Genomic DNA, 22,859 nt, shown 5'->3' with positions numbered 1-22,859 from the left:
TGATCGCACCCCTTCGGACTTCCCAGGAGCACCCATGAGCGACACGCACACCACGTCCTCCCACGGCCACGGGCCGTTCATCGCGGCCATCGACCAGGGCACCACCTCCAGCCGCTGCATCGTCTTCGACAAGGACGGCCGGATCGTCTCGGTCGACCAGAAGGAGCACGAGCAGATCTTCCCGAAGCCGGGCTGGGTCGAGCACGACGCCACCGAGATCTGGACCAACGTCCAGGAAGTCGTGGCCGGCGCGATCGAGAAGGCGGGCATCACCGCCGCCGACGTCAAGGCGATCGGCATCACCAACCAGCGTGAGACCACGCTGATGTGGGACAAGCACACCGGCGAGCCCGTGCACAACGCGCTGGTCTGGCAGGACACCCGCACCGACGCGCTCTGCAAGGAGCTCGGCCGCAACGTCGGCCAGGACCGCTTCCGCCGCGAGACCGGGCTGCCGCTCGCGTCGTACTTCGCGGGCCCGAAGGTGCGCTGGCTGCTCGACAACGTCGAGGGTCTGCGCGAGCGCGCCGAGCGCGGCGACATTCTCTTCGGCACCATGGACTCCTGGGTCATCTGGAACCTGACCGGCGGCACCGACGGCGGTGTGCACGTCACGGACGTCACCAACGCCTCGCGCACGCTGCTCATGAACCTGCACGAGATGGCGTGGGACGACAAGATCCTCCAGTCCATGGACATCCCGGCGGCCGTGCTGCCCGAGATCCGCTCCTCCGCCGAGGTGTACGGACACGCCAAGGGCGGCGTCCTGGACGGCATCCCGGTCGCCTCCGCGCTCGGCGACCAGCAGGCGGCCCTGTTCGGCCAGACCTGTTTCTCCGAGGGCGAGGCCAAGTCGACCTACGGCACCGGCACCTTCATGTTGATGAACACCGGTGACAAGCCCGTCAACTCCTACAACGGCCTGCTGACCACCGTCGGCTACCAGATCGGCGACCAGAAGCCGGTCTACGCCCTCGAAGGCTCCATCGCCGTCACCGGCTCGCTCGTCCAGTGGATGCGCGACCAGATGGGCATGATCAAGACCGCCGCCGAGATCGAGACCCTGGCCTCCTCGGTCGATGACAACGGCGGCGCGTACTTCGTACCGGCCTTCTCCGGCCTGTTCGCCCCGTACTGGCGCTCCGACGCCCGCGGTGTGATCGCCGGCCTCACCCGGTACGTCACCAAGGCGCACATCGCGCGCGCCGTCCTTGAGGCCACCGCCTGGCAGACCCGCGAGATCACCGACGCCATGACGAAGGACTCGGGCGTCGAGCTGACCGCGCTGAAGGTCGACGGCGGCATGACCTCCAACAACCTGCTGATGCAGACCCTCTCGGACTTCCTGGACGCGCCCGTCGTGCGTCCGATGGTCGCCGAGACGACCTGCCTCGGCGCCGCCTACGCCGCCGGTCTGGCCGTCGGCTTCTGGCCGGACACCGACGCGCTGCGCGCCAACTGGCGCCGGGCGGCGGAATGGACCCCTCGCATGGACGCCGACAAGCGTGACAGCGAGTACAAGAGCTGGCTCAAGGCCGTAGAGCGGACCATGGGCTGGATCGAGGACGAGGAGTAATCGACATGACCACCCTGCAGAGCGTCCCTGCCCTCGGGACGCACCCGGCCTCCGGCTCTCACCCGAGCCGCGCCGAGACTCGGGAGCAACTGTCCAAGGCGACGTACGACCTCCTGGTCATCGGCGGCGGCATCCTGGGCATCTCCACCGCCTGGCACGCCGCGCAGTCCGGACTGCGGGTGGCACTGGTGGACGCCGGTGACTTCGCCGGCGCCACCTCCTCCGCCTCCTCCAAGCTGCTCCACGGCGGTCTGCGCTACCTGCAGACCGGCGCGGTGAAGCTGGTCGCGGAGAACCACTTCGAGCGGCGTGCGGTGTCCCGTCAGGTGGCCCCGCACCTCGCCAACCCGCTCACGTTCTACCTGCCCGTGTACAAGGGCGGCCCGCACGGCGCCGCCAAGCTGGGTGCCGGCGTCTTCGCCTACTCGGCGCTGTCCGCCTTCGGCGACGGCGTCGGCCACCTGCTCTCCCCCGCGAAGGCCGCGGCGGACGTGCCGGAGCTGCGTACGGACAACCTGAAGGCCGTGGCCGTGTACGGCGACGACCAGATGAACGACGCCCGCATGGCCCTGATGACGGTCCGTGCGGCCACCGAGGCCGGCGCGGTCGTCCTCAACCACTCCGAGGTCACCGGCCTGCGCTTCACCAGGGGCCGGGTCACCGGCGCCGACCTCAAGGACCGTCTGTCGGGCGAGGAGTTCGGGGTCAACGCGCGCCTCGTCCTGAACGCGACCGGCCCCTGGGTCGACCACCTGCGCAAGATGGAGGACCCGAACTCGGCTCCCTCCATCCGCCTGTCGAAGGGCGCGCACCTGGTCCTCAAGCGCACCGCCCCCTGGAAGGCCGCGCTCGCCACCCCGATCGACAAGTACCGCATCACCTTCGCCCTGCCCTGGGAGGACATGCTCCTGCTCGGCACCACCGACGAGGAGTTCGAGGGCGACCCGGCGGACGTGAAGGTCACCGAGGCGGACACCGCTCAGATCCTGGACGAGGCCGCGTTCTCGATCCGCGACCAGCAGCTGTCCCGCGATCTGATCACGTACTCCTTCGCGGGTCTGCGTGTCCTGCCCGGCGGTCCCGGCGACACCTCGAAGGCCAAGCGCGAGACGGTCGTCACCGAGGGCCGCGGCGGCATGCTGTCGGTGGCCGGCGGCAAGTGGACGACCTTCCGCCACATCGGCCGTACGGTGATGAAGAAGCTGGAGCAGCTGCCTGGCCACCCGCTCGGCGACGACTTCGAGCCCATCTCGCAGCTGCCCGGCAAGATGCCGCTGCCCGGCATAGCCAACCCGCGCGCGGTCGCCCACCGTCTCATGGTGGACGGCCCGGCGCCCGGCCCGCGGATGGCGGCCGACACCGCCAAGCACCTGGCCACGCACTACGGTTCGCTGTCCTTCGACATCGCGCGCCTGGCCAACGAGGACGCCTCGCTCGCCGAGCGCATCCACCCGGACGCGCCGGAGATCTGGGCGCAGGTCGTGTACGCCCGCGACCACGAGTGGGCCGAAACTGCCGACGACGTGCTGCGCCGCCGCACGACCCTGACGATCCGGGGTCTGGCCACGGACGAGATCCGCGGCAAGGTGGACGACCTGCTGAACAAGAAGATCTGACGGTACGTCACACGTCGGCGAGGGGCGGCTTCCGCGAGGCGGCCGCCCCTTTCGTGTACCCCGCGACGACCGGGACCGCATAATGGGGCCCATACATCGGATGTATGGAGGAGGCCGACCATGGCTGTCACCGACGAGGCCATCGAGAAGATCAAGGAAATGATCGTCTCGGGTGCGCTGCGGCCGGGCGACCGGCTCCCCAAGGAGAGCGAACTCGCCGCCGAGCTCGGTCTGTCGCGCAACTCGCTGCGCGAGGCGGTGCGGGCGCTGTCGCTGATCCGCATCCTCGATGTGCGGCAGGGCGACGGAACGTACGTCACCAGCCTGGATCCCCAGCTCCTGCTGGAGGCGATGAGCTTCGTGGTGGACTTCCACCGCGACGACACGGTCCTGGAGTTCCTCGCGGTACGCCGCATCCTGGAGCCCGCCGCGACAGCGATGGCGGCGTCACGGATCACCGAGTCCGAACTCGACGCGCTCTCGGCGCAGTTGGACGCCCTGGGGTCGGCGCCGTCGGTGGAGGAGCTGGTGGCCGCGGACCTCGAATTCCACCGCGGCATCGTGGCGGGCTCGGGGAACTCGGTGCTGTGCTCCCTGCTGGACGGGCTGTCCGGTCCGACGACGCGGGCCCGCATCTGGCGCGGGCTCACCCAGGAGGACGCGGTGAGCCGCACCCTGCACGAGCACGGGGCGATCCTGGGGGCGCTGCGGGATCGCGACGCGGAGGCCGCGCGTTCCTGGGCGACGGTGCACATCGCCAGCGTGGAGCAGTGGCTGCGATCCACACTGTGACCGCGACCCACCAGCCGCCCTGGATCTTCACGGTCATCCGATGTAAATCGCCGGTTGAGCGCCAGATTCCAGGGTTCGCCGGTAGTTTTCGTCTGACAGATCGGATGAATCACCGTCCGTCCTGGCTGCCTCAACGGCCGTCGGCTCATCCCCGCCGGACTCGGCGAGCCGTGCACGGGGGCTGCGGCTGGGTATGACTGAAGCCGTAAGGTTGGGGCGTACGCAAGGAACTTCTGAGGGAGGCACTGGGTGATCGAGCTGGAGGGCGTTCCCGAGCTGGTCGACCCGGTCATGATCGCCGCGTTCGAGGGCTGGAACGACGCGGGCGACGCCGCCTCCTCCGCGGTCGCGCACCTGGACGGGGTATGGAAGGGCGAAGTCTTCGCCGCGCTCGACGCGGAGGACTACTACGACTTCCAGGTCAACCGGCCGACGGTGTGGCTGGACGGCGGGGTCCGCAAGATCACATGGCCCACCACCCGGCTCTCCGTGGTCCGCGTCGGCGGCGACAAGCCGCGCGATCTGGTCCTGGTGCGCGGTATCGAACCGTCGATGCGCTGGCGCTCGTTCTGCAACGAGATCCTCGGGTTCGCCCATGAGCTGGGCGTCGAGATGGTGGTCATCCTCGGCGCGCTGCTCGGCGACACCCCGCACACCCGGCCGGTACCGGTGAGCGGCGTGACCTCGGATCCGGATCTCGCCCGCACGATGGACCTGGAGGAGACCCGCTACGAGGGCCCGACGGGCATCGTGGGCATCCTCCAGGAGGCCTGTACGCACGCGGGAGTTCCGGCGGTCAGCCTCTGGGCGGCGGTCCCGCACTACGTCTCGCAGCCACCCAACCCGAAGGCCACCCTCGCCCTGCTCAACCGCCTTGAGGACCTCATCGACCTGCGCATCCCGCTCGGTGAACTCGCCGAGGACGCCCGCGCCTGGCAGCTCGGCGTCGACCAACTCGCCGCGGAGGACAGCGAGGTGGCCGAGTACGTCCAGACGCTGGAGGAGGCGCGGGACACCGCGGACCTGCCGGAGGCGTCCGGCGAGGCGATCGCCCGGGAGTTCGAGCGGTACCTGCGGCGCCGGGACGGCGGGCCGGGCCCCGGCGGCCTCGCGACGGAGGGCGACGGCTCGTACCTGCGCGACACGTCCAGCGGCCGGACCCGCCCCCCGAAACCACCGAAGGCGGCGGAGCCGCCGGAGGACGCCGACGACGAGGAATCACCCGAGGAGTAGGCCGCGGCGCCGAGGCTTGCGGGGGCTCGGCCCCCGGACCCCCGCTCCTCAAGCGCCGAAGGGGCGTCATGTCGAGCCCCCGACGCAGGCCCCGGCGCCGGTCCCGGCCGGGGCCTGGTTTCGAAGCCCTCACACGCGAAGTCTCGCGTTGCGGTGCCTCCTGCCTCGCGGGAAGGTCGAAGGACCAGTGCCTTCAGGAGGTGTCGTACGTCATGGCCATCGCCACCGTGAATCCGGCTACCGGAGAGACGCTCAAGAGCTTCGGGGCCATGGAGCCCGAGGAGGTCGAGCGGCGGCTCGCCACCGCCGAAGCCGCGTTCGATGCGTATCGCAGGACCGGGTTCGAGCAGCGGGCCCGGCTGGTGGTGCGGGCAGCCGATCTCCTGGACGGCGACCGGGACGACATCGCGCGGACCATGACTCTGGAGATGGGCAAGCCGGTCGCGGCGGCCCGCGCCGAGGCTGCGAAGTGCGCGAAGGCCCTGCGCTGGTACGCCGAGCACGCGCCCCGGCTGCTCGCCGACGAGGAGCCCTCCCCGAACGACGTCCGCGACTCCGGGGCCGACCGGGCGCGCGTCCACTACCGGCCACTCGGCGTGGTCCTCGCCGTGATGCCGTGGAACTTCCCGCTCTGGCAGGTCGTACGGTTCGCGGCGCCCGCCCTGATGGCGGGCAACGTCGCCCTGCTCAAGCACGCCTCGAACGTGCCGCAGACCGCGTTGTACCTGGAGGAACTCTTCCACCGGGCCGGGTTCCCCGACGGCTGCTTCCAGACCCTGCTGATCGGCTCGGACGGCGTCGAGCGGGTGTTGCGCGACCGGCGGGTGGCGGCGGCGACCCTGACCGGCAGCGAGCCCGCGGGCCGGTCGGTCGCCGCGATCTGCGGCGACGAGATCAAGAAGACCGTGCTCGAACTCGGCGGCAGCGACCCGTACCTCGTGCTCGCCTCCGCGGACGTCGGGCGCGCCGCGCGGACCGCGGTGACCGCCCGGGTGCAGAACAACGGCCAGTCCTGCATCGCCGCGAAGCGCTTCATCGTGCACACCGATGTCTATGACGCCTTCGCCGAGCAATTCACCGCCGGTATGCGGGAGTTGAAGGTCGGCGATCCACTCCTGGACGACACCGACGTGGGCCCGCTGGCCAGCGAGCAGGGCCGCGCCGACCTGGAGGAACTGGTCGAGGACGCGGTCCGCAAAGGGGCCACCGCACTGTGCGGCGGGAGTCGGCCCGACGGGCTCGACGGGGGCTGGTTCTATTCCCCGACCGTCCTCGCCGGCATCACCGCCGACATGCGGATCCACCGCGAGGAGACCTTCGGGCCGGTGGCCACGCTCTACCGGGTGCGGGACGCGGACGAGGCGGTGTCGGTCGCCAACGACACGCCGTTCGGGCTGAGTTCCAACGTGTGGACGCGCGATCCGGCCGAAGTGGACCGCTGTGTACGGGACCTCCAGGCGGGCGGTGTGTTCTTCAACGGGATGACCGCCTCCCACCCGGCCTTCCCGTTCGGCGGCGTCAAGCGCTCCGGCTACGGCCGCGAGCTCTCCGGCCACGGCATCCGCGAGTTCTGCAACGTGACGACGGTGTGGCACGGCGCTCAGCCGTCCGACGACTGACCCCGGGCCACGGTCCGGTCCGGGGGGACCGGACCGCCGCTCCGGCCCCACCGAACACCGCCTGCCTCGGCGGTGTTTGGCGTGATTGCGGCGGGACATCGTTTTCCAGCCGGAATGCACGGGTTTCCCATTCAGCTTGATTTCAAACGCCGTTCGCGCAAACGGGGTGGACGATCCGGCGCGACGGGTGCAGGGTGTCTCCCCGTAGGCACGCCAAGCACAGCACCCGAGGGGAGCGGCGGAAGCGATGACCGATCGGATTCTCCCGGGGCAGGGCCCCGGAACGGCGGGCCCTGGACCCGATGGAGCTGGATTCACCTATCACGGAGCCGAGCCGGAACTGATCGTCGTCGCGCGGGCCGAAGCCCGGCTGCGCCTCGGCGCGGAGGGCGTCCGCTCGGCCTCCGGGGCCGACACCTCGGCCCTGTCGATGTTCCTCGCCGATGAACAGATCGCGCTGGAGCCGCTGTTCGGCCGTGCGGAGCGGCCGGCACGGGCACCACAGGCAAGCCCCCGCGAGGCCCTGGTGGACCTGTCGCTCTACTACCGGGTACGCGGCGGGACCGAGCGGGCCGAGGAACTGACCACCCGGCTCGCCGCGCTGCCGGAGATCGAGACGGCGTACGTGAAGCCGGGAGCGGTCCCCGCCTCGCTGACGGGCCGCGACGAGGAAACGGTCGAGCGGCTCAAGGAGGGCACGCCCGAGACACCCAACTTCACGGGACGCCAGGGCTATCTGAACCCCGCACCCGAGGGCGTCGACGCCTCCTGGGCCCGGCTGCGCCCCGGTGGCCGCGGCGAGGGCGTCACCGTCATCGACGTCGAGGGTGCCTGGCAGCTGGGCCACGAGGACCTGGCGGACCGGCTCGCCGGGATCGTGGTGGGCACCCCCGTCCAGGACTTGGCGTGGCGCAACCACGGCACCGCCGTCCTCGGAGTCATCGGCGGCGACCAGGACGAGAAGGGCATCAACGGGATCGTCCCGGAGGCGGTCACGGCGGCCGCCTCGTTCCAGGGCATCGGCACGGCGGCGGCGATCCATGCCGCGGCCGAACGCCTCTCGGCCGGTGACATCGTGCTGGTCGCACTGCACCGCCCCGGGCCGAGGTTCGACTTCCGGGACCGCGACGACCAGGCGGGGTACATCCCGCTGGAGTGGTGGCCGGACGACTTCGCCGCGATCCGCCACGCGACCGCCAGGGGCATCCTGGTGGTGGCGGCGGGCGGCAACGGCGCGGAGAGTCTGGACGACGCGCTCTACGAGCGGCGCCCCGACGGCTTCCCCGAGGGGTGGCGCAACCCCTTCAACCCGTCCAACCGGTCCTCGGGCGCGGTCCTGGTCGGCGCGGGTGCCCCGCCGCCCGGTACGCACGGCCGCGACCACGGCCCGGACCGCTCGCGGCTCGCGTTCTCCAACTACGGCGCCCGTCTGGACGCCCAGGGCTGGGGCCGCGAGACCACGACGACCGGCGGGTTCTGGGACCGGCCGGGCGACCTCCAGGGCGGCACCGAGGAGATCGCCTGGTACACGGACGCGTTCTCCGGTACGTCGGCGGCCTCGCCCATCGTGGCCGGCGCCCTCGCCTCGCTCCAGGGCATGCTGAAGGCCCTGGGACAACCACCGATGTCACCGGAGCGGGCCCGCGCGATCCTGCGGTCGACCGGTGCGCCTCAGCAGGACGCACCGGGCCGGCCCGCCTCCCAGCGCATCGGCGACCGGCCCGCCATCAAGGCCGCGGTGGCCCGTCTGCTGCCCTCGACGGTAGGCACCGGCCAGGCCGAACGGTACTGGGACGAACTGCTCCCGTACCCCCGTGAACTGCCCCCGAGGCTCCGGCTGTTCGTGGCCGGGGCATGGCGCAACCTCAACAACCCCGCGCCCGAACTCCGCCAGGCGGTGCACACCGCCTTCGCGGCCGGACGGCCGGACGTACGGGTCTGGTTCTCGGACGACGAGGTCGTCGGCCTGGTGGTCGCCGGCTGACCGTACGACACCGGACGGCGAACGGAACTCACACAAGGGAAGGTGACACCGCATGAGCACCACCCCGCAGATGAGCCAGCAGCACCAACAGCAGCAGTACGGACAGCAGCTGGGCCAGCAGGGCCCCAGCACGTCCCCGCCGCAGAACATCGGCCAGCACCAGGGCTTCACCCAGCAGGGCTACGGCCAGCAGGGCATCGGCCAGCAGCAGACCATCCCGCCGCAGGTCCAGCAGCAGCTCCAGCAGCTCGGCCAGCAGCAGCCCTACCAGCAGCTGCTCCAGCAGATGGGCGGCCGGCAGGCACAGCAGCAGCCGCTCGTCCTGCCGAGCGCGGTCGAGAGCCTGGCGCTCGTCAGCGGCATCGCCACGAAGTTCTGGGACGTCGTGACACCGCTGCCCGGCCAGCCCTCGATCCTCTACCTGTTCGTCGACGGCAACTGGCGTCAGCTGGTGAACCCCAACCAGATCACGCATGACGAGGTCCAGGAGGCCTTCGCGTTCGGCCAGCAGGTCATCGCGTTCTACGACAGCGCCAACAGCACCATCCAGGCCGTCATCGTCAACAAGCAGTAGCCAACTCCCGCACAGAGGGCGCCGGACGGGGGCGGTCCCCATCCGGCGCCCGTCGCGTTCCTAGGCGCAGCTGAACTTCGCGGCGGCCCAGTCCCCGTGGTCACCGGACTTGGAGTTGTTGGTGTCGGTGACCTTGAGGTGGACGTGCCGTGCCCCACCGAGCGGCACGTCGACCGGCACGGTCGCGGAGGCGCCGGTCACCTTCGGCGAACTCCACAGCACCTTGCCGTCCGCCTCCACGGAGAAAGCCACCTCCCCGTACCCGTTGATCTCGTCGTCGATGCCCACGTCGGCGGTGAAGGCGGTGCACCGCCCGCCGGTGTAGACCTCGATGTCGGAGTCGGCGTGGGCGCCGATGCCCTTGGCGTACGTCTTTCCGGCGAGCGTGAGGGTGTGGCCGTCGGCGGCGCCCGACTCGCCGTTGGACCGGTCGCGTTCGGGCGGGCCGTAACCGTTGGTCGATGTCAGCCAGGCCATGTCACTGGCCCAGGTGTCCCCCGAGGGCGGCGCAGGCATCACCGAGACCGCGATCCGTTGCTGCGAACTCCCGCTGCTGTACGCCGAGTTGGCGGTCAGCGTGACCTCGCCGGGCTTGGCGTCCCGGGCCGGGGTGACGCCCACCTGGACGCGCCGCGTGGTTCCGGCCGCGACGCGGTCCACCGCGGCCGGGGTCACGGTCCACCCGGCCGGAGCGGTGAGGGACACCTGGACGCCGGTCGCGTCCCTGGTGCCCGCGGTGACGTCCACGGCCACCGTGCCGGACGCCCCCGCACCGAGCTCCTGACCGGCCGGCGCCGCCAGCGTGACCGCGGCACCCGGGGTCCGCCCGCCCACCGCGCTGGTGTTCTTGAGCTTCACCTCGAACGGCTTGTCCGTACGCAGAGTCGAGGTCTTCACCTCGACCACCCCGCCCCGGTCGCTCGGGTCGTAGAACCAGCCCGTGGCGGCCTTGTCGTACGCGGCCTTGGACCCCAGCCGCGCGAGCTTGTGCCCCGCGACCTCCACCTGCGAGGGCGCGCTCCCGGTGTGCAGCGTCAGCTGGTAGGGGCGGGCAGCCTGCTTGCCCGTGAACTCGCCCTTGCTGGCGCCCACTTGGACGGTCACATCGCCCGCGCCCCGCCGCGGCGCGAAGACCTCGGCACGCTGGGTGGCGAAGGCGCCGGTCCGGCTCGCCCGCGTCACCCCGTCGTCCTCGTACAGCTGGAAGGACGAGTTGCCCTGCGGGTAGACGTCCCAGGCGAGCGGCGAGCTCGCGGTCCGGTCCTGGTAGGAGCGGATGCCCGGCCACATCGGGACAGCCGCCCCGGCCTTCACGAACAGCGGCAGCGTGTCGAGCGGCGCGCTGTAGCCGTCGACGGTGGCCGGACCCTGGTAGGTACGCCCGCTCCAGTAGTCGATCCAGGTGCCCTTGGGCAGATAGATCCCGTTGCGTACGGCCGTGTCCTGGTAGACCGGCGCGACGAGGAAGTCCTGGCCGGACAGGAACTCGTACTTGGCGGCGTCGGTTGAGGCCTTCGGGTCGTCGGGGTATTCGAGCGCGAGCGGGCGCACCGGCCCCACTCCGGTCTTCGTCGCCTCGTGAGCGTAGGAGTACATGTAGGGCAGCAGCGACTCCTTGAGCTTCAGGTAGTCGCGGTTGATGGAGGTGTAGGGCTCCCCGTACTGGTAGGGCTGCTTGTCACTGGCGGCCCAGCCGTCCATCGTCATCACGGTGGGCAGGAACGACTTCCACTGGAGGTCTCGGGTGTACGTCTTGGGGCTGCCGCCGAAGATGCCGTCGATGTCACCGCTGGTGTAGGCGAGCCCCGACATGGCGGCGCCCGCGTACGTCGGGATCTGCCAGCGGATGTAGTCCCAGCTGCCCGACTGGTCGCCGGACCACTGCACTCCGCAGCGCTGCGCGCCCGACCAGCTCTCGGGGGCCCAGGTGAAGCCGCGGGCATCGCTGTTGGCCTCGATGCCCTGATAGGCGGCCTTGCAGCCGTCGAGCGCGTGCTTGTAGCCGTCGCCGACCCAGGCGACGTCGAGTTTCGCGACCCGCTGGCCCGCCTTGACCTGATCGGCGAGCTTGTCGAGCCCGTCCTCGGTCCACAGGCCCATCCGCATGGAGTCGTTCTGAAGGCCCTTGGCGGTCTCGGGGAGGTTCTCGTAGCCGCAGCCGTAGCCGTCGTTGACGAGCATCCAGCCGTTGGGCATGTCGTTCGTCCGGTACGCGTCCGCGACCTTGAGGGCGTCGAGGGTGTGGCGCTCACCGCGGTTGGCGTTGTGCAGATAGCAGTCGGAGTCGCCGGGTTCGAGCCCGTACACCGGCGGCAGGAAGGGCTTGCCGGTCAACTGGGTGTAGTCGCCGATGACTTGCTTGGCGTCGCCCGCGAAGTAGTAGGCGTCGAAGCGCTGCTCCTTGGCACTGGCGGTGACCGGCTGCCCGAAGACGTACGTGTTGGGGGCGTAGGTGTTGCGGAAGACGCCATAGCCGGCCGTGGAGAGGTAGAACGGGACGGAGTTGGGGTGGCCGCCGTCGTTCCAGTTGTCGTCGACACCGACCTGGACGGTCTGGTCGCGGTGCGAGGTGTTGCCGCGGCCGTTCTGCATGCCGCCGCCGTAGAACTGCTCGGTGGCGCCGCGGGACAGGGTCTGGGTGGTGGTGTCCCTGGTCCAGCTGAGCGGCTTGGTCTCGGACCACAGTTGGGTGCCGTCCGCCTTGTAGAGGGCGAAGCGGAGCGGGGCTTTGAAGGCGCGCAGGGTCACCTTGTCGGTGCTCAGCTCGTAGCGGTCGCCCTTGTCCTTCCAGCGGGCGGCCGGCGGCTTGCCCTGGGGCAGGACGATGTCGGAGCCGGTCGGGTCGGTGAACTTCCCGTCCGGGGCGAGTTCGATGCGGAAGGTGTCGGCCGCCACGAAGCTGACGCGGGCCTCGGCCGCGCCCGCGTGCAGCGTGAAGACGGAGCCCGCGGCCGCCTCGAAACCGGTCACGTTCCCGACGGAGGTGTCGGCCGGGGCGTTGGCGGACGGGGCGGCCTGCGCGCTGCCTGGCCCCGCGAACACCGCCAGCAGACCGAGCGCCGCCGCACCGGCGAGCGCGACTCTCGTGCGTATTGGTGATTGCATAGAGCGTGTTTAGCGCAGAAACGAGCATTCGACCATGGGGCGGGAGGCAGGAAAAACGAAACCGCCCCCGGACTCGCGAGGAGTCCAAGGGCGGTTCGGCGCGGGCGGGTTGGCGCTACAGAGCCACGCCAAGGAGCGAGTCGACCAGGCGGGACACGAGGCCGGGGGCGGACTCGTCCGTGCCGCCGTCCGCCTCCTGGCGCTCGGCCCAGCGGTCCACGGCGGCCAGCGCGGCAGGCGCGTCCAGGTCGTTGGCGAGGGCCTCGCGGACCTCCTCGACCAGCGCGTCCGCGGACGGGCCGTCGGGCCGCGAGACGGCGGCGCGCCAGCGCCCGAGACGCTCGACGGCGTCCTGGAGCACCTGGCCGGTCCACTCCCAGTCGGCCCGGTAGTGGTGGGCGAGCAGCGCGAGGCGGATGGCGGCCGGGTCGGTGCCGTCGCGCCGCAGCTTGGAGACGAAGACCAGGTTGCCCTTGGACTTGGACATCTTCGCGCCGTCCAGGGCGACCATGCCCGCGTGGACGTACGCCTTGGCGAACGGGTACTCACCGGTCAGCGCCTGGGCGTGCGAGGCGCCCATCTCGTGGTGCGGGAAGACGAGGTCGGAGCCGCCGCCCTGCACGTCGAAGCCCATGCCGAGGTGGTCGAGCGCGATGGCGACGCACTCGATGTGCCAGCCGGGGCGCCCGCGCCCCAGCGAAGCGCCGTCCCAGCTCGGCTCGCCCTCACGGGCGGCCATCCACAGCATCGGGTCCAGCGGGTTCTTCTTGCCGGGCCGCTCGGGGTCGCCGCCGCGCTCGGCGGACAGGACCCGCATGGCTTCGGCGTCGTAGTGCGAGACCCCGCCGAAGTGCGGGTCGCTCTCGACGGAGAAGTAGATGTCGCCTTCGAGCTCGTACGCGGCTCCCGCGTCCCGCAGCCGCTCGACCAGCGGAACGATGCCGGGTATCGACTCGACCGCTCCGATGTAGTGCTGGGGCGGCAGCAGCCGCAGGGCCGTCATGTCCTCGCGGAACAGGGCGGTTTCGCTCTGCGCGAGCTCCACCCAGTCCTTGCCGTCGCGTTCGGCCCGCTCCAGCAACGGATCGTCCACATCCGTCACGTTCTGGACGTAGTGAACCTGCCGCTTGGTGTCGAGCCACACGCGCTGAACGAGGTCGAACGCGTTGTAGGTCGCCGCGTGACCCATGTGGGTCGCGTCGTACGGGGTGATCCCGCAGACGTAGATACGGGCGACGGGACCGGGGTCGAGGGAAACCAGACCGCCGGTCGCGGTGTCGTGGATCCGGAGGTCGCGGCCCTTGCCAGGCAGGGCGGGGACCTCAGAAGCGGGCCAGGCATACATGTCATGAGCGTAACCGGACGCACGTTCCGGATACGAACCGGATACCGCGCTTGGCCGAATCGGGCCCCTTGCGCGAGAACCCCGAGAAGTGCGGCTGGGGCCGGCGCCGGCCAGGATCGGTGCTGCTGGGGCGCGGGGAACTGCGCGCCCAGCCACGCACGGTGGGCAGCGGACCGACGTCAGGCAGCGCCCTCCGCCATCCGCCGGAGACTTGAGGGAAGGGGCGGCGGGCCGGGGGCCACCGGGGTCTGGGGCGGAGCCCGAGCGCACCCGGCCGGAACGGGATCAGACCGGCGGCCAGGGAATGGCCGGCCACTCTCCTGACGGGCTGGGGTGCACTCCGGCGGCCAGCAGTGCCGCCACCCGGGAGCGCACCGCATCGAGCTCCACCGACGTGATCAGGCCACCCAGCCGCACGGCAAGCGGCTCCCCGGGGCGAAGGGCCTCGGCCAGGCCCTTCAAGGCACCCACCGCCTCCGCGGTGAGCGGCTCCCCCGCCCACCCCCACAACAGCGTTCGCAACTTGTCAGCCGCGTTGAACGTGACCCCGTGGTCGATCCCGTACAGCCGCCCGCCCGGCGCGGGCAGGAGGTGGCCGCCCTTGCGGTCGCCGTTGTTGATCACCGCGTCGAGCACCGCGAGCCGCCGCAGCCGCTCGTCGTCGGCGTGCACGAGCAGCGCGGTGCGTCCCTCGTCGACCTCGGCGAACCCGATCGCCTTCCAGCCTTCGCCGGGCTCCTCGCCCTCGACGAGCGCGAGCAGCCCGGCCTCCTGCTCGGCCGGCTCGACCGGCTCGATCCACAGCTGGACCATGCCCTCGCCGTGCGGCCCGTCGCGCAGCACGGTGGGCGGCACCAGGTCCCAGCCGGTCGCCAGGGACACCTCGTACGCGGCGACCTCGCGCTGGGCGAGGGTGCCGTCGGGGAAGTCCCACAGGGGGCGCTCACCGGCGACCGGCTTGTAGACGCACTCCACGCTCTCGTCGCCGTACGCGACCGTGCAGTACAGCACCGCGTTGGACGCCTCGCGGATCCGCCCGAGGACCGTGAGCTCCCCCTTGGTGAGCAGGGTGAGCAGGGTGAGCTGCTCCGCTGCGGTCAGGCTCCGCGACGGTATCCGTTCTGGCGCGGGCATACGTGTCCTTCCGGGTCGAGCGGCAGGCTGCACAGCGGGCACGGCGGCCGGCCCGCGTTCACGACGTCCAGGGCCCGCTTGGCGAACGCGCGGGCCTGCGCTCCGGTCAGGCGCACCCGCAGCATCGGCGGCCCGTTCTCCTCGTCCTGGAGCATCCGCTCCTCGGCCTCGGCGAGGTCGTCCTCGGATTCGGCGTCCAGCTCGACCAGGGCCTGCGCCTCGATGATCATGCGCTGTTCGTCGCCGTCCCAGGCCAGCGCCATGGTGCCGACCCGGAACTCCTCCTCGACGGGCGAGTCGAGCGGGGCGGTGTCCGTGACGTCGGGCGGGGCGACGGCCGGTACAGGAGCGTTTCCTCCGGTCCTGCGCACGACCTCGTCGAGCAGCTCGTCGATCCGTTCGGCGAGCGCCGCGACCTGGGTCTTCTCCAGGGCGACGCTGGTGGTGCGGCCGCCCGCGGACGCCTGGAGGAAGAACGTACGGCGGCCCGGCAGCCCGACCGTGCCGGCCACGAAACGGTCCGGCGGGTCGTAGAAGAACACCTGACGGGACACGTTCTGGTCTCCCTAGTTCGGAGTTGGAGCAGCGGTTTTCGGCGCGTCCACCCTACTGCGCCCGGCGATCACGGTGCTCCCGCACCGCCACCGACCTCGGCTTGTTCCCCGGCGGGCGTCTCGTGCGGGACGAGCGACGCGAGGTCGCCGGTGTCCCCGAGTCTTACCAGGAAAGGCCGCAGCCGGGTGTAGCGGATCACGGTGAGGGAACACGGTTCAACCGAGATGCGCTGAAAGAGGTCGAGATGCATGCCGAGGGCGTCCGCAACGACGGACTTGATGATGTCGCCGTGCGAGCACATGGCGTAGACCGCGTCGGGGCCGTACTCGGTCTCGATCCGCGCGTTCCAGTCCCGTACGGCCTCGACGGCCCGGTTCTGCATGGCGCGCATCGACTCGCCGCCGGGGAAGGTGGCGTTCGACGGGTGCTGCTGCACGACCTCCATGAGCGGGTCGCCGGAGAGTTCGGAGAGCTTGCCGCCCGACCAGTCGCCGTAGTCGCACTCGCCGATCAGGTCCTCGGGGTGCAGCGGCAGTTCGGGGCGGGCGTCCAGGAGCGGCTGTACGGTCTCCCGGCAGCGTTGCAGCGGGCTGGTGACGACGGCCGCCAAGGGCACCCCGGCCAGCCGGCCGGGCAGGGAGGCGGCTTGGGCACGGCCGCGTTCGTCGAGGGCGACACCCGGCGTCCAGCCGGCCAGCACCCCCGCCGTGTTGGCGGTGGAACGTCCGTGACGTACGAGGATCAGCGTGGGCATGGCCGCCAGCCTAGGCGCCCGGCGGACCACAGGTGCGGGCGGCTCCCGATCAAGGGACAATGCCTGCAATGATCGTCGACTGCGCCATCTACCGCGAGGGCCGCCGCACGCGGGGCCCAGGGGACTTCTCGGATGCCCTGGCCCAGGCGCGCGCGGCCGGCGACAGCTTCGTCTGGGTGGGGCTCTACGAGCCGACGGAGGAAGAGTTCGACCTGGTCAGCAGCGAGTTCGGGCTGCATGCGCTGGCCGTTGAGGACGCCCTCAAGGCGCATCAGCGGCCCAAGCTGGAGGTCTACGACGACTCGCTGTTCGCGGTGCTCAAGCCGGTCACGTACGAGCCGCACAGCGACACCGTCAGCTCGGGCGAGCTGATGCTCTTCGTGGGCGACTGCTTCGTGGTGACGGTCCGGCACGGCGAAGGCGCGCCGCTCAAGGCGGTGCGGCACCGCCTTGAGGCGGAGCCGGGCCTGCTCAAGCACGGGCCCACCACGGTCCTGTACGCGGTGAGCGACGCGGTCGTGGACCACTACACGGACGTGGCGGCGGAGCTCCAGACCGACCTGGAGGAGCTGGAGGCGGAGATCTTCTCCCCGACGGGCGGGCGCGACGCGAAGAACACCGCGTCGCGCATCTACACCTTCAAGCGCCAGCTCCAGGAGTTCCGCCGGGCCACGGGCCCGCTCGCGCAGCCCATGCAGCGGCTCGCGAGTGCGGGCGTGCCGTTCGTGAACGCCAAGTCGCAGCCGTTCTTCCGCGATGTGAACGACCATCTGATGCGGACGAACGAGACGGTGGACGGTCTGGACCGCCTGCTCTCCGACATCCTCTCGGCCCACCTCGCCCAGGTGGGCGTGCGCCAGAACGACGACATGCGGAAGATCTCGGCGTGGGCGGCGATGGCGGCGGTCCCCACGATGGTGGCCGGCATCTACGGCATGAACTTCGACCACATGCCGGAACTGCACTGGGGGTGGGCGTACCCGGCGGTGATCCTGCTGATGGCGTCACTGGAGGTCGGCCTGTACCGCCTGTTCAAACGAAGGGGCTGGCTGTAGGACTTCGGCGCTCCGGGCTAGGCGAACTCCACCGCGGGAGCCCCGAGCGCATCGCGGCGCCGCGGCATGGAAAGGCTGACCATCCGCCGCCAGCCGCCGAGCCGCTCGTAGGCGTACACCGCGTGAATCCCCGCCGCGAGCACCGCTGTCCGGCTCCACGGCCAGCCCAGGATCCGCCCCATGTGCGACATCACAGCGAGGCTGACGTCGCGGTACACCCGGATCTCCGCGAGCGCGCATTCGCGCAGCACGCGCTGGATGGTGCGGCCGTGCCCGGCGCGGGCCAGGCGCAGCAACTCCTCATGGCAGTAAGCCAGATGGTTGTCCTCGTCGGCGGAGATCATCCGCACCGCGCGGCCGATGCCCGGGTCGTCCCCGAAGTGCTTGCGCAGCAGCGCCATCTGCTCGGAGGCGCGCTGCTCGGTGACGCGGCTGTGGGCGAGGTAGACGATGACGTCCCGTTCGGTGAGCGGCTCGTCCTCTCTGAGCCGGCCGTGCCCCAGACCGATGCCGTGCCGTTCGAGCAGCATCGTGTAGTCGGTCTCGCGCGGTACGCCGATGGGGCTGAGCCCGCGCTTCTTCATCAGCGCGCGAAAGATCCGCCCGTGCTTGTCCTCGTCGGCGCCGTGGCGGGTGACCTTGGGTGCCAGAGCGCGGCAGCCCTCGGGCAGGAGGGCGGCGATCCGGCCGTTCTCCCAGCCGCCCTGAGCCTCTCCGCTGGCCGCGATGGAGCAGAACAGCCGGAACGACTCGTCGTTGCCGAGGATCTCCTGGAACACGCTCTTGGCCGAGAGCATCGCCGTACCTCCGGGGTGCGCCGCACACGGACGCTGCAGACCGAGTCAAAGCGGGCGCGACCACGGCGGCAACAGGGGTCGTGGTCCACTGCGCCGAACGAAGGAATGTGCGGTACCCGCCGCGCCGTAACCAGCGGACGCGGGCGGACGTTGGTAGGCGTGACGGCCGTGGCGGGGAAGACCCCCCGAGCCCCCACCACGGCCGCAGAGACTCCCCCTAGGCGAGACCCGCCCGCTCCAGTGCCTCCGTGCCCGCCCGCAGCGCCGCGAGCCGCTCGTCGAGCGTGAAGCCGGCCGGCGCCAGGGTCAGCGTGGTGACACCGGCGGCGGCGTAGGCCCCCATCCGGTCGGCGATCCGCTCGACCGATCCGAGCAGCGTGGTCGAGTCGATCAGCTGCTGCGGAACGGCGGCACTCGCACCCGCCTTGTCACCGGACAGGTACTTGTCCTGGATCTCGGCGGCCTCCTTCTCGTACCCCATGCGCTGCGCGAGCTGGTTGTAGAAGTTCTGCTTGCGGCTGCCCATGCCGCCGACGTACAGCGCGGTGTACGGCCGGAACATGTCGGCCATCTTGGGTACGTCCTCGTCGGCGCCCAGCGCGATCGGCAGGGTGGGGCAGACGTCGAAGCCGTCCATGGTGAGGCCGGCCTTCTCGCGGCCCGCGCGGAGGTGGGAGATCGCGGTCGCCTCGATGTGCTCGGCGGCGGGGAAGATCAGCAGCGCGCCGTCGGCGATCTCGCCGGTCTGCTCCAGGTTCTTGGGGCCGATCGCGGCGATGTAGAGCGGAATGTGCTCGCGCTGCGGGTGCACGGTCAGCTTGATGGGCTTGCCGGGGCCGTCGGGCAGCGGCAGCGTCCAGTGCTCGCCCTCGTAGGAGAGCCGCTCCCGCGTCATCGCCTTCCGTACGATCTCGACGTACTCGCGGGTGCGGGCCAGCGGCTTGTCGAACTTGACGCCGTACCAGCCCTCGGAGACCTGCGGTCCCGAGACCCCGAGGCCGAGGCGGAAGCGCCCGCCGGAGAGCGAGTCGAGGGTGGCGGCCGTCATGGCGGTCATGGCGGGCTGGCGGGCCGGGATCTGGAGGATCGCGGAGCCCACGTCGATGCGCTCGGTCTGGGCGGCGACCCAGGCGAGCACGGTCGGCGCGTCCGAGCCGTAGGCCTCGGCGGCCCAGCAGACGTCGTAGCCGAGCCGGTCCGCCTCCTTGGCGACGGCGAGGTTGTCGCCGTCCATTCCCGCGCCCCAGTAGCCGAGGTTGATGCCGAGCCGCATGGCCGATCCCCTTACTCGTCTTGACCCGTACCCACGCGTCTTACTCATGAGTAATGTCCCTGTGCCCCGGACTCTAGCGCGCGCGGGCGCGGTGCGGCAGGGCAGAGTTGTCCACAGGCTCTCTCCCTGTGGGCCCCTGGCCAGTAATCTCAGCGCCCATGGAGCAGAGGCATCTCGGCCGCACGGGCCTGCGCGTATCCCGGATCGGGCTCGGCACCCTCACCTGGGGCCGGGACGTCGGCGAGCACGATGCCGCCGATCTCCTGAAGGCCTTCTGGGAAGCGGGCGGCACGCTGGTCGACACGGCCGACGTGTACGGCGGCGGGGACGCCGAGTATCTGCTGGGGCAGCTCATGGAGCGGCTCGTGCCGCGCAGGGACCTGGTGATCGCGACCAAGGCGGGCAGCGTGCCCGACCCCTACCGCCGCTTCGACTGCTCGCGCGGCCATTTGCTCGCCGCCCTCGACGCCTCGCTGGAACGGCTCGGGACCGACTACGTCGACCTGTGGCAGGTGCACGCGTTCGACTGCGAGACCCCGCTGGAGGAGACCCTCCAGGCGCTGGACATCGCGGTCACCAGCGGGCGGGCGCGGTATGCGGGCGTCTCCAACTTCAGCGGCTGGCAGCTCGCCAAGGCAGGGACCTGGCAGCTCGCCGCGCCCGGCCTGCGCACCCGGATCGCCAGCACCCAGATGGAGTACTCGCTGCTCCAGCGCGGGGTGGAGCGTGAGGTCCTGCCGGCCGCGCTGGACCTGGGCATCGGTCTGCTGCCCTCGTCGCCGCTGGGGCGGGGCGTTTTGACGGGCAAGTACCGGCACGGGACGCCGCCCGACTCGCGGGGGGCGTCCGAGGGGCTTTCGGCGTTCGTGGCGCCCTATCTCGACGACCCGGCGAGCCGCATCGTCGACGCCCTCGCGATAGCGGCGGACGGGCTCGCCGCGACACCCCTGCAGGTGGCGCTGGCATGGGTGAGGGACCGGCCGGGAGTGGTGGCGCCGATCGTCGGCGCGCGCAACGCGCACCAGCTCGCGGCGGCATTGTCAGTGGAGACGCTTAGTCTTCCTGACGAGATCTGCCAGGCGCTGGACGATGTGTCGGCGCCCGTGCACCGCTATCCCGATCAGGACTGGAGCACGCTGTGACTGCGCTTCCCCAGGGCTCGGCCCCTGGATCCACGGCCGACGACACCGCCCAGGCGGCGGTGGCGCCGGACATCACCGAGGTGGCCGCCGACGCGGAGACCGCCGGCGCCGAAACCGCCGTGGAGCGCGCCGCATCCGACACCCCGGCCGGACCCGGGACGACGGACGCTGACACGAACGCGGACGCGGACGCACCGACGGATGCGGCACCGGACGCGACGCCGGACGAGGACGGGGGCTCGACAACGGAGGCGCCGGCGGACACGACGGCAGAACCCGCGGCGCCCGAGGTGTCCGAGGCGGCGGCCGAGCTGGCCGCCCAGCGCGAACTGCGGGCCAGGATCGAGCAGCGCAAGGCCGAGAAGGAGGCGCCGATCGAGGCCGGCGCCAAGCTGAGCGGACCGGCCGCGGACCTGTTGGCGGCGGTCCGGGCTGTGGAGAGCGGCGAGAAGTCGGGCGCCGCGTTCTTCGCGGGCCCGCCGCCCGCCCCCCGCAAGCCCGCGCCCACCCCCGTGGCCACCGCTCCGGTACGTCCCCGCGCGCCCGAACCAGCGCGGACGCCGACCACGTCGGCCGAAGCCCTCGCTTCGGTGCGCGACGTACTGACCCGGGGCGGCGCGCCCGAGGCCCTGGCCGCCCAGGTCACCGGGGCCCTCGGCGAACAGGGGGCCGACGTGCTCGGTGCCGACCCCTGGCAGCTCCTGGCCGTGCCCGGAGTGCGGCCCGAGCAGGCCGACGGCTTCGCCAGGGCGCTGCTCGGCGCCGAGTGCCGGCCCGACGACGAGCGCCGGGGCGCCGCGCTGGTGGGCTGGATCCTTGAGCAGGCGGCCCTTCTGGGGCACACGGCGCTGGCGGCCGACGAGGTGCGCAAGTCCCTTGCGGCCCGGTCCGTTCCGGACCCGGACGCGGCGGTGCAGCAGGCGATCGCCGAGGGCGTGGTGCTGGTCTTCCAGGACGGCGTTCCGCAGGGAGCCGAGGAGCCCGAGGCTCCGGAGAGCGGCGAGGAGGGCGCGCCGCCGGCGGAACCGGTGGAGGTACTGCTCGGGCTCGACCGCTACGCGCTGGCCGAGGAGAGCCTGGCCGACGGGCTCGCCCGGTTGCTCAACTCGCCGGTGCGGGACGACGGTTCGGTGTGGCCGGAGGTCGGCGAGCTGGTCCGCGCGGTCGCGGGCAGCGGTCTGGTGGCGCACACCGGCGGCGAGGCCGCGCGCACCGAATCCGCCGCCGTGGTGACGGCGGCGGCAGCAGCCGGACTGCGGGCCGCGGGCGCCGCGCACACGGCGGACGGGCAGCGTCGCCTGGCCGAACTGACCGGCCCGCTGGCCGCGTTCACCGTGGCGGGCCTGCTCTCCGGCGCGGGTCCGGGCCGGGACGCGGACGGCGCGCTCGCTCTCGACGTCCTGGTCGTGCAGGACGCGCCGCAGCTCGACGTGGAGACCGCGGCCATGCTGGTGGAGTCGCTGCCCGACGGCTGCCGACTGGTACTGAGCGGGGATCCGGGGGTGCTCGGCTCCGCGGGCGCCGGGCGGGTCTTCGCCGATGTGCTGGCCGCCCGGGTCTGCCCGGTGGTCGCCTCGCGGCTGCCGGATCCGGGGCCGGTCGGCGAACTGGTCTCGGGCGTCGGCATCGGCGAGCTGAACCAGGTCGAGGCGCCCGGCAGGGAAGTCGTGATCGTCCCGGTGCGGGACGCGGGCGAGGCCGTGCACCGCAGCGTGCAGCTCCTCGCCGACTCGATCCCCCGGGCGATCGGCATTCCCGCCGAACAGACCCAGGTCATCACGGTCGGCCACGGCGGCTCGGCGGGCACCCGCGCGCTGAACGCGGCCCTGAAGCAGCGCCTGAACCCCGGCCCCGGCCGCTTCGGCGGTTTCGACCCGGCGGACCGGGTGGCGTACGCACCGGCCCCCGGGCGCACGGTGACGGGCACGGTCGTGGGGGCGGACGCGGAGGGCCTGCGGCTCGACTGCGCCGGAGCCCCCGTCCTCGTACCGAAGGAGCGGGTCGAGTCGGCGCTGCGGCACGGCTGGGCGCTGACGGCGCACCAGGCGACCGGGATGCGTTGGCCCGCGGTGGTCGTGGTGCTGCCGGGGGACGCGGCGCAGGGCCTCAACCGGGCGTGGGTCTACACCGCGTTCAGCCGGGCCGAGCGTCATCTGTCCGTCGTCCACGGCGTGGACCAGGCGCTCCCCCGGGCCGTTGCGGAGGTCCTCCCGGCACCGCGCACCACTCGCCTCGCTCCGCTCCTCAAGGGTCTCCTGATGACCGCCGAGTAGCCGCCGACGGCACAGGCCGCGCGGCCCGGACG

17 protein-coding genes are annotated in these 22,859 nt (G+C 71.6%); 10 read left to right on the top strand and 7 right to left on the bottom strand.

All coding sequences use genetic code 11. The features are described from left to right. Positions 1-34 precede the first annotated feature (34 nt). The 7 genes from glpK (at position 35) to OG522_RS29575 (ending at position 9,394) form a co-directional block, all read left to right on the top strand. Positions 35-1,576: a glycerol kinase GlpK gene (gene glpK / locus OG522_RS29605; RefSeq protein ID WP_329466085.1), complete on the top strand. Its 1,542-nt coding sequence runs from the start codon at positions 35-37 to the stop codon at positions 1,574-1,576. Positions 1,577-1,581: 5 nt separating this feature from the next. Next, a complete protein-coding gene (locus OG522_RS29600) occupies positions 1,582-3,192 on the top strand; it encodes a glycerol-3-phosphate dehydrogenase/oxidase (RefSeq protein WP_329466084.1) in 1,611 nt (536 codons plus the stop codon). 120 nt (positions 3,193-3,312) lie between these two features. Then, on the top strand, positions 3,313-3,984 hold the full coding sequence (locus tag OG522_RS29595; RefSeq protein WP_329466083.1) for a FadR/GntR family transcriptional regulator: 672 nt from the start codon (positions 3,313-3,315) through the stop codon (positions 3,982-3,984). A gap of 249 nt (positions 3,985-4,233) precedes the next feature. Beyond that, on the top strand, positions 4,234-5,217 hold the full coding sequence (locus OG522_RS29590; RefSeq protein WP_329466082.1) for a PAC2 family protein: 984 nt from the start codon (positions 4,234-4,236) through the stop codon (positions 5,215-5,217). A 212-nt stretch (positions 5,218-5,429) separates the two neighbouring features. After that, a complete protein-coding gene (locus OG522_RS29585; protein WP_329466081.1) occupies positions 5,430-6,836 on the top strand; it encodes an NADP-dependent succinic semialdehyde dehydrogenase in 1,407 nt (468 codons plus the stop codon). 247 nt (positions 6,837-7,083) lie between these two features. Next, positions 7,084-8,820, top strand: a complete 1,737-nt coding sequence (locus OG522_RS29580; protein ID WP_329466080.1) for a S8 family peptidase — start codon at positions 7,084-7,086, stop codon at positions 8,818-8,820. Positions 8,821-8,872: 52 nt separating this feature from the next. Next, positions 8,873-9,394, top strand: coding sequence for a hypothetical protein (locus OG522_RS29575; RefSeq protein ID WP_329466079.1), 522 nt, complete (start codon positions 8,873-8,875; stop codon positions 9,392-9,394). A 60-nt stretch (positions 9,395-9,454) separates the two neighbouring features. Here the strand turns inward: OG522_RS29575 and OG522_RS29570 are convergent, their stop codons facing one another. The 5 genes from OG522_RS29570 to OG522_RS29550 all read right to left on the bottom strand — a co-directional run bounded on the left by OG522_RS29570 (position 9,455) and on the right by OG522_RS29550 (position 16,287). Continuing rightward, positions 9,455-12,499 carry an NPCBM/NEW2 domain-containing protein gene (locus OG522_RS29570; RefSeq protein ID WP_329466078.1) on the bottom strand — a complete coding sequence of 1,015 codons (3,045 nt, stop codon included), beginning with the start codon at positions 12,497-12,499 and terminating at the stop codon, positions 9,455-9,457. 115 nt (positions 12,500-12,614) lie between these two features. Further along, positions 12,615-13,844: a cysteine--1-D-myo-inosityl 2-amino-2-deoxy-alpha-D-glucopyranoside ligase gene (gene mshC / locus OG522_RS29565; protein ID WP_329466077.1), complete on the bottom strand. Its 1,230-nt coding sequence runs from the start codon at positions 13,842-13,844 to the stop codon at positions 12,615-12,617. A gap of 285 nt (positions 13,845-14,129) precedes the next feature. Next, positions 14,130-14,978 (bottom strand): SCO1664 family protein, encoded by an 849-nt coding sequence (locus OG522_RS29560; RefSeq protein WP_329466076.1) that lies wholly within the window; start codon positions 14,976-14,978, stop codon positions 14,130-14,132. After that, positions 14,942-15,532 carry a DUF3090 domain-containing protein gene (locus OG522_RS29555; protein ID WP_329466075.1) on the bottom strand — a complete coding sequence of 197 codons (591 nt, stop codon included), beginning with the start codon at positions 15,530-15,532 and terminating at the stop codon, positions 14,942-14,944. Before OG522_RS29555 ends, OG522_RS29560 begins: the two co-directional genes overlap by 37 nt. A 68-nt stretch (positions 15,533-15,600) precedes the next feature. Next, complete coding sequence (locus OG522_RS29550) at positions 15,601-16,287, bottom strand: histidine phosphatase family protein (RefSeq protein WP_329466074.1); 687 nt, start codon at positions 16,285-16,287, stop codon at positions 15,601-15,603. 59 nt (positions 16,288-16,346) lie between these two features. Here OG522_RS29550 and corA point away from each other — a divergent pair, with 59 nt between their 5' ends. Beyond that, positions 16,347-17,342 (top strand): magnesium/cobalt transporter CorA, encoded by a 996-nt coding sequence (gene corA / locus OG522_RS29545; protein WP_329466073.1) that lies wholly within the window; start codon positions 16,347-16,349, stop codon positions 17,340-17,342. Positions 17,343-17,359: 17 nt separating this feature from the next. Here the strand turns inward: corA and OG522_RS29540 are convergent, their stop codons facing one another. Next, positions 17,360-18,139, bottom strand: a complete 780-nt coding sequence (locus tag OG522_RS29540; protein WP_329466072.1) for a ferritin-like domain-containing protein — start codon at positions 18,137-18,139, stop codon at positions 17,360-17,362. Positions 18,140-18,356: 217 nt separating this feature from the next. Further along, a complete protein-coding gene (locus OG522_RS29535; protein WP_329467785.1) occupies positions 18,357-19,412 on the bottom strand; it encodes an LLM class F420-dependent oxidoreductase in 1,056 nt (351 codons plus the stop codon). Positions 19,413-19,570: 158 nt separating this feature from the next. On the opposite strand from OG522_RS29535, the gene OG522_RS29530 reads away from it, so the two are divergent. Both OG522_RS29530 and OG522_RS29525 read left to right on the top strand, forming a co-directional pair. After that, positions 19,571-20,554, top strand: a complete 984-nt coding sequence (locus OG522_RS29530) for an aldo/keto reductase (RefSeq protein ID WP_329466071.1) — start codon at positions 19,571-19,573, stop codon at positions 20,552-20,554. Further along, entirely contained in the window at positions 20,551-22,827 is a 2,277-nt protein-coding gene (locus OG522_RS29525) for a helix-hairpin-helix domain-containing protein (protein WP_329466070.1), read from the top strand. Before OG522_RS29530 ends, OG522_RS29525 begins: the two co-directional genes overlap by 4 nt. Positions 22,828-22,859 lie beyond the last annotated feature (32 nt).

This window comes from Streptomyces sp. NBC_01431 (assembly GCF_036231355.1).
In the GTDB taxonomy this organism is placed as follows: domain Bacteria; phylum Actinomycetota; class Actinomycetes; order Streptomycetales; family Streptomycetaceae; genus Streptomyces.
The sequence above is the reverse complement of the archived record's forward strand: the minus strand, read 5'-3'. Positions and strand labels throughout refer to the sequence as shown.

Excerpts from the sequence above, each read along its gene's own strand:
- OG522_RS29585 (WP_329466081.1), top strand. The coding sequence starts at position 5,430 with ATGGCCATCGCCACCGTGAATCCGGCTACCGGAGAGACGCTCAAGAGC.
- OG522_RS29575 (WP_329466079.1), top strand. The coding sequence starts at position 8,873 with ATGAGCACCACCCCGCAGATGAGCCAGCAGCACCAACAGCAGCAGTAC.
- OG522_RS29570 (WP_329466078.1), bottom strand. The coding sequence starts at position 12,499 with ATGCAATCACCAATACGCACGAGAGTCGCGCTCGCCGGTGCGGCGGCG.
- OG522_RS29560 (WP_329466076.1), bottom strand. The coding sequence starts at position 14,978 with ATGCCCGCGCCAGAACGGATACCGTCGCGGAGCCTGACCGCAGCGGAG.
- OG522_RS29550 (WP_329466074.1), bottom strand. The coding sequence starts at position 16,287 with ATGCCCACGCTGATCCTCGTACGTCACGGACGTTCCACCGCCAACACG.
- glpK (WP_329466085.1), top strand. The coding sequence starts at position 35 with ATGAGCGACACGCACACCACGTCCTCCCACGGCCACGGGCCGTTCATC.
- OG522_RS29600 (WP_329466084.1), top strand. The coding sequence starts at position 1,582 with ATGACCACCCTGCAGAGCGTCCCTGCCCTCGGGACGCACCCGGCCTCC.
- OG522_RS29540 (WP_329466072.1), bottom strand. The coding sequence starts at position 18,139 with ATGCTCTCGGCCAAGAGCGTGTTCCAGGAGATCCTCGGCAACGACGAG.
- OG522_RS29530 (WP_329466071.1), top strand. The coding sequence starts at position 19,571 with ATGGAGCAGAGGCATCTCGGCCGCACGGGCCTGCGCGTATCCCGGATC.
- OG522_RS29595 (WP_329466083.1), top strand. The coding sequence starts at position 3,313 with ATGGCTGTCACCGACGAGGCCATCGAGAAGATCAAGGAAATGATCGTC.
- mshC (WP_329466077.1), bottom strand. The coding sequence starts at position 13,844 with ATGTATGCCTGGCCCGCTTCTGAGGTCCCCGCCCTGCCTGGCAAGGGC.
- OG522_RS29580 (WP_329466080.1), top strand. The coding sequence starts at position 7,084 with ATGACCGATCGGATTCTCCCGGGGCAGGGCCCCGGAACGGCGGGCCCT.
- OG522_RS29535 (WP_329467785.1), bottom strand. The coding sequence starts at position 19,412 with ATGCGGCTCGGCATCAACCTCGGCTACTGGGGCGCGGGAATGGACGGC.
- corA (WP_329466073.1), top strand. The coding sequence starts at position 16,347 with ATGCCTGCAATGATCGTCGACTGCGCCATCTACCGCGAGGGCCGCCGC.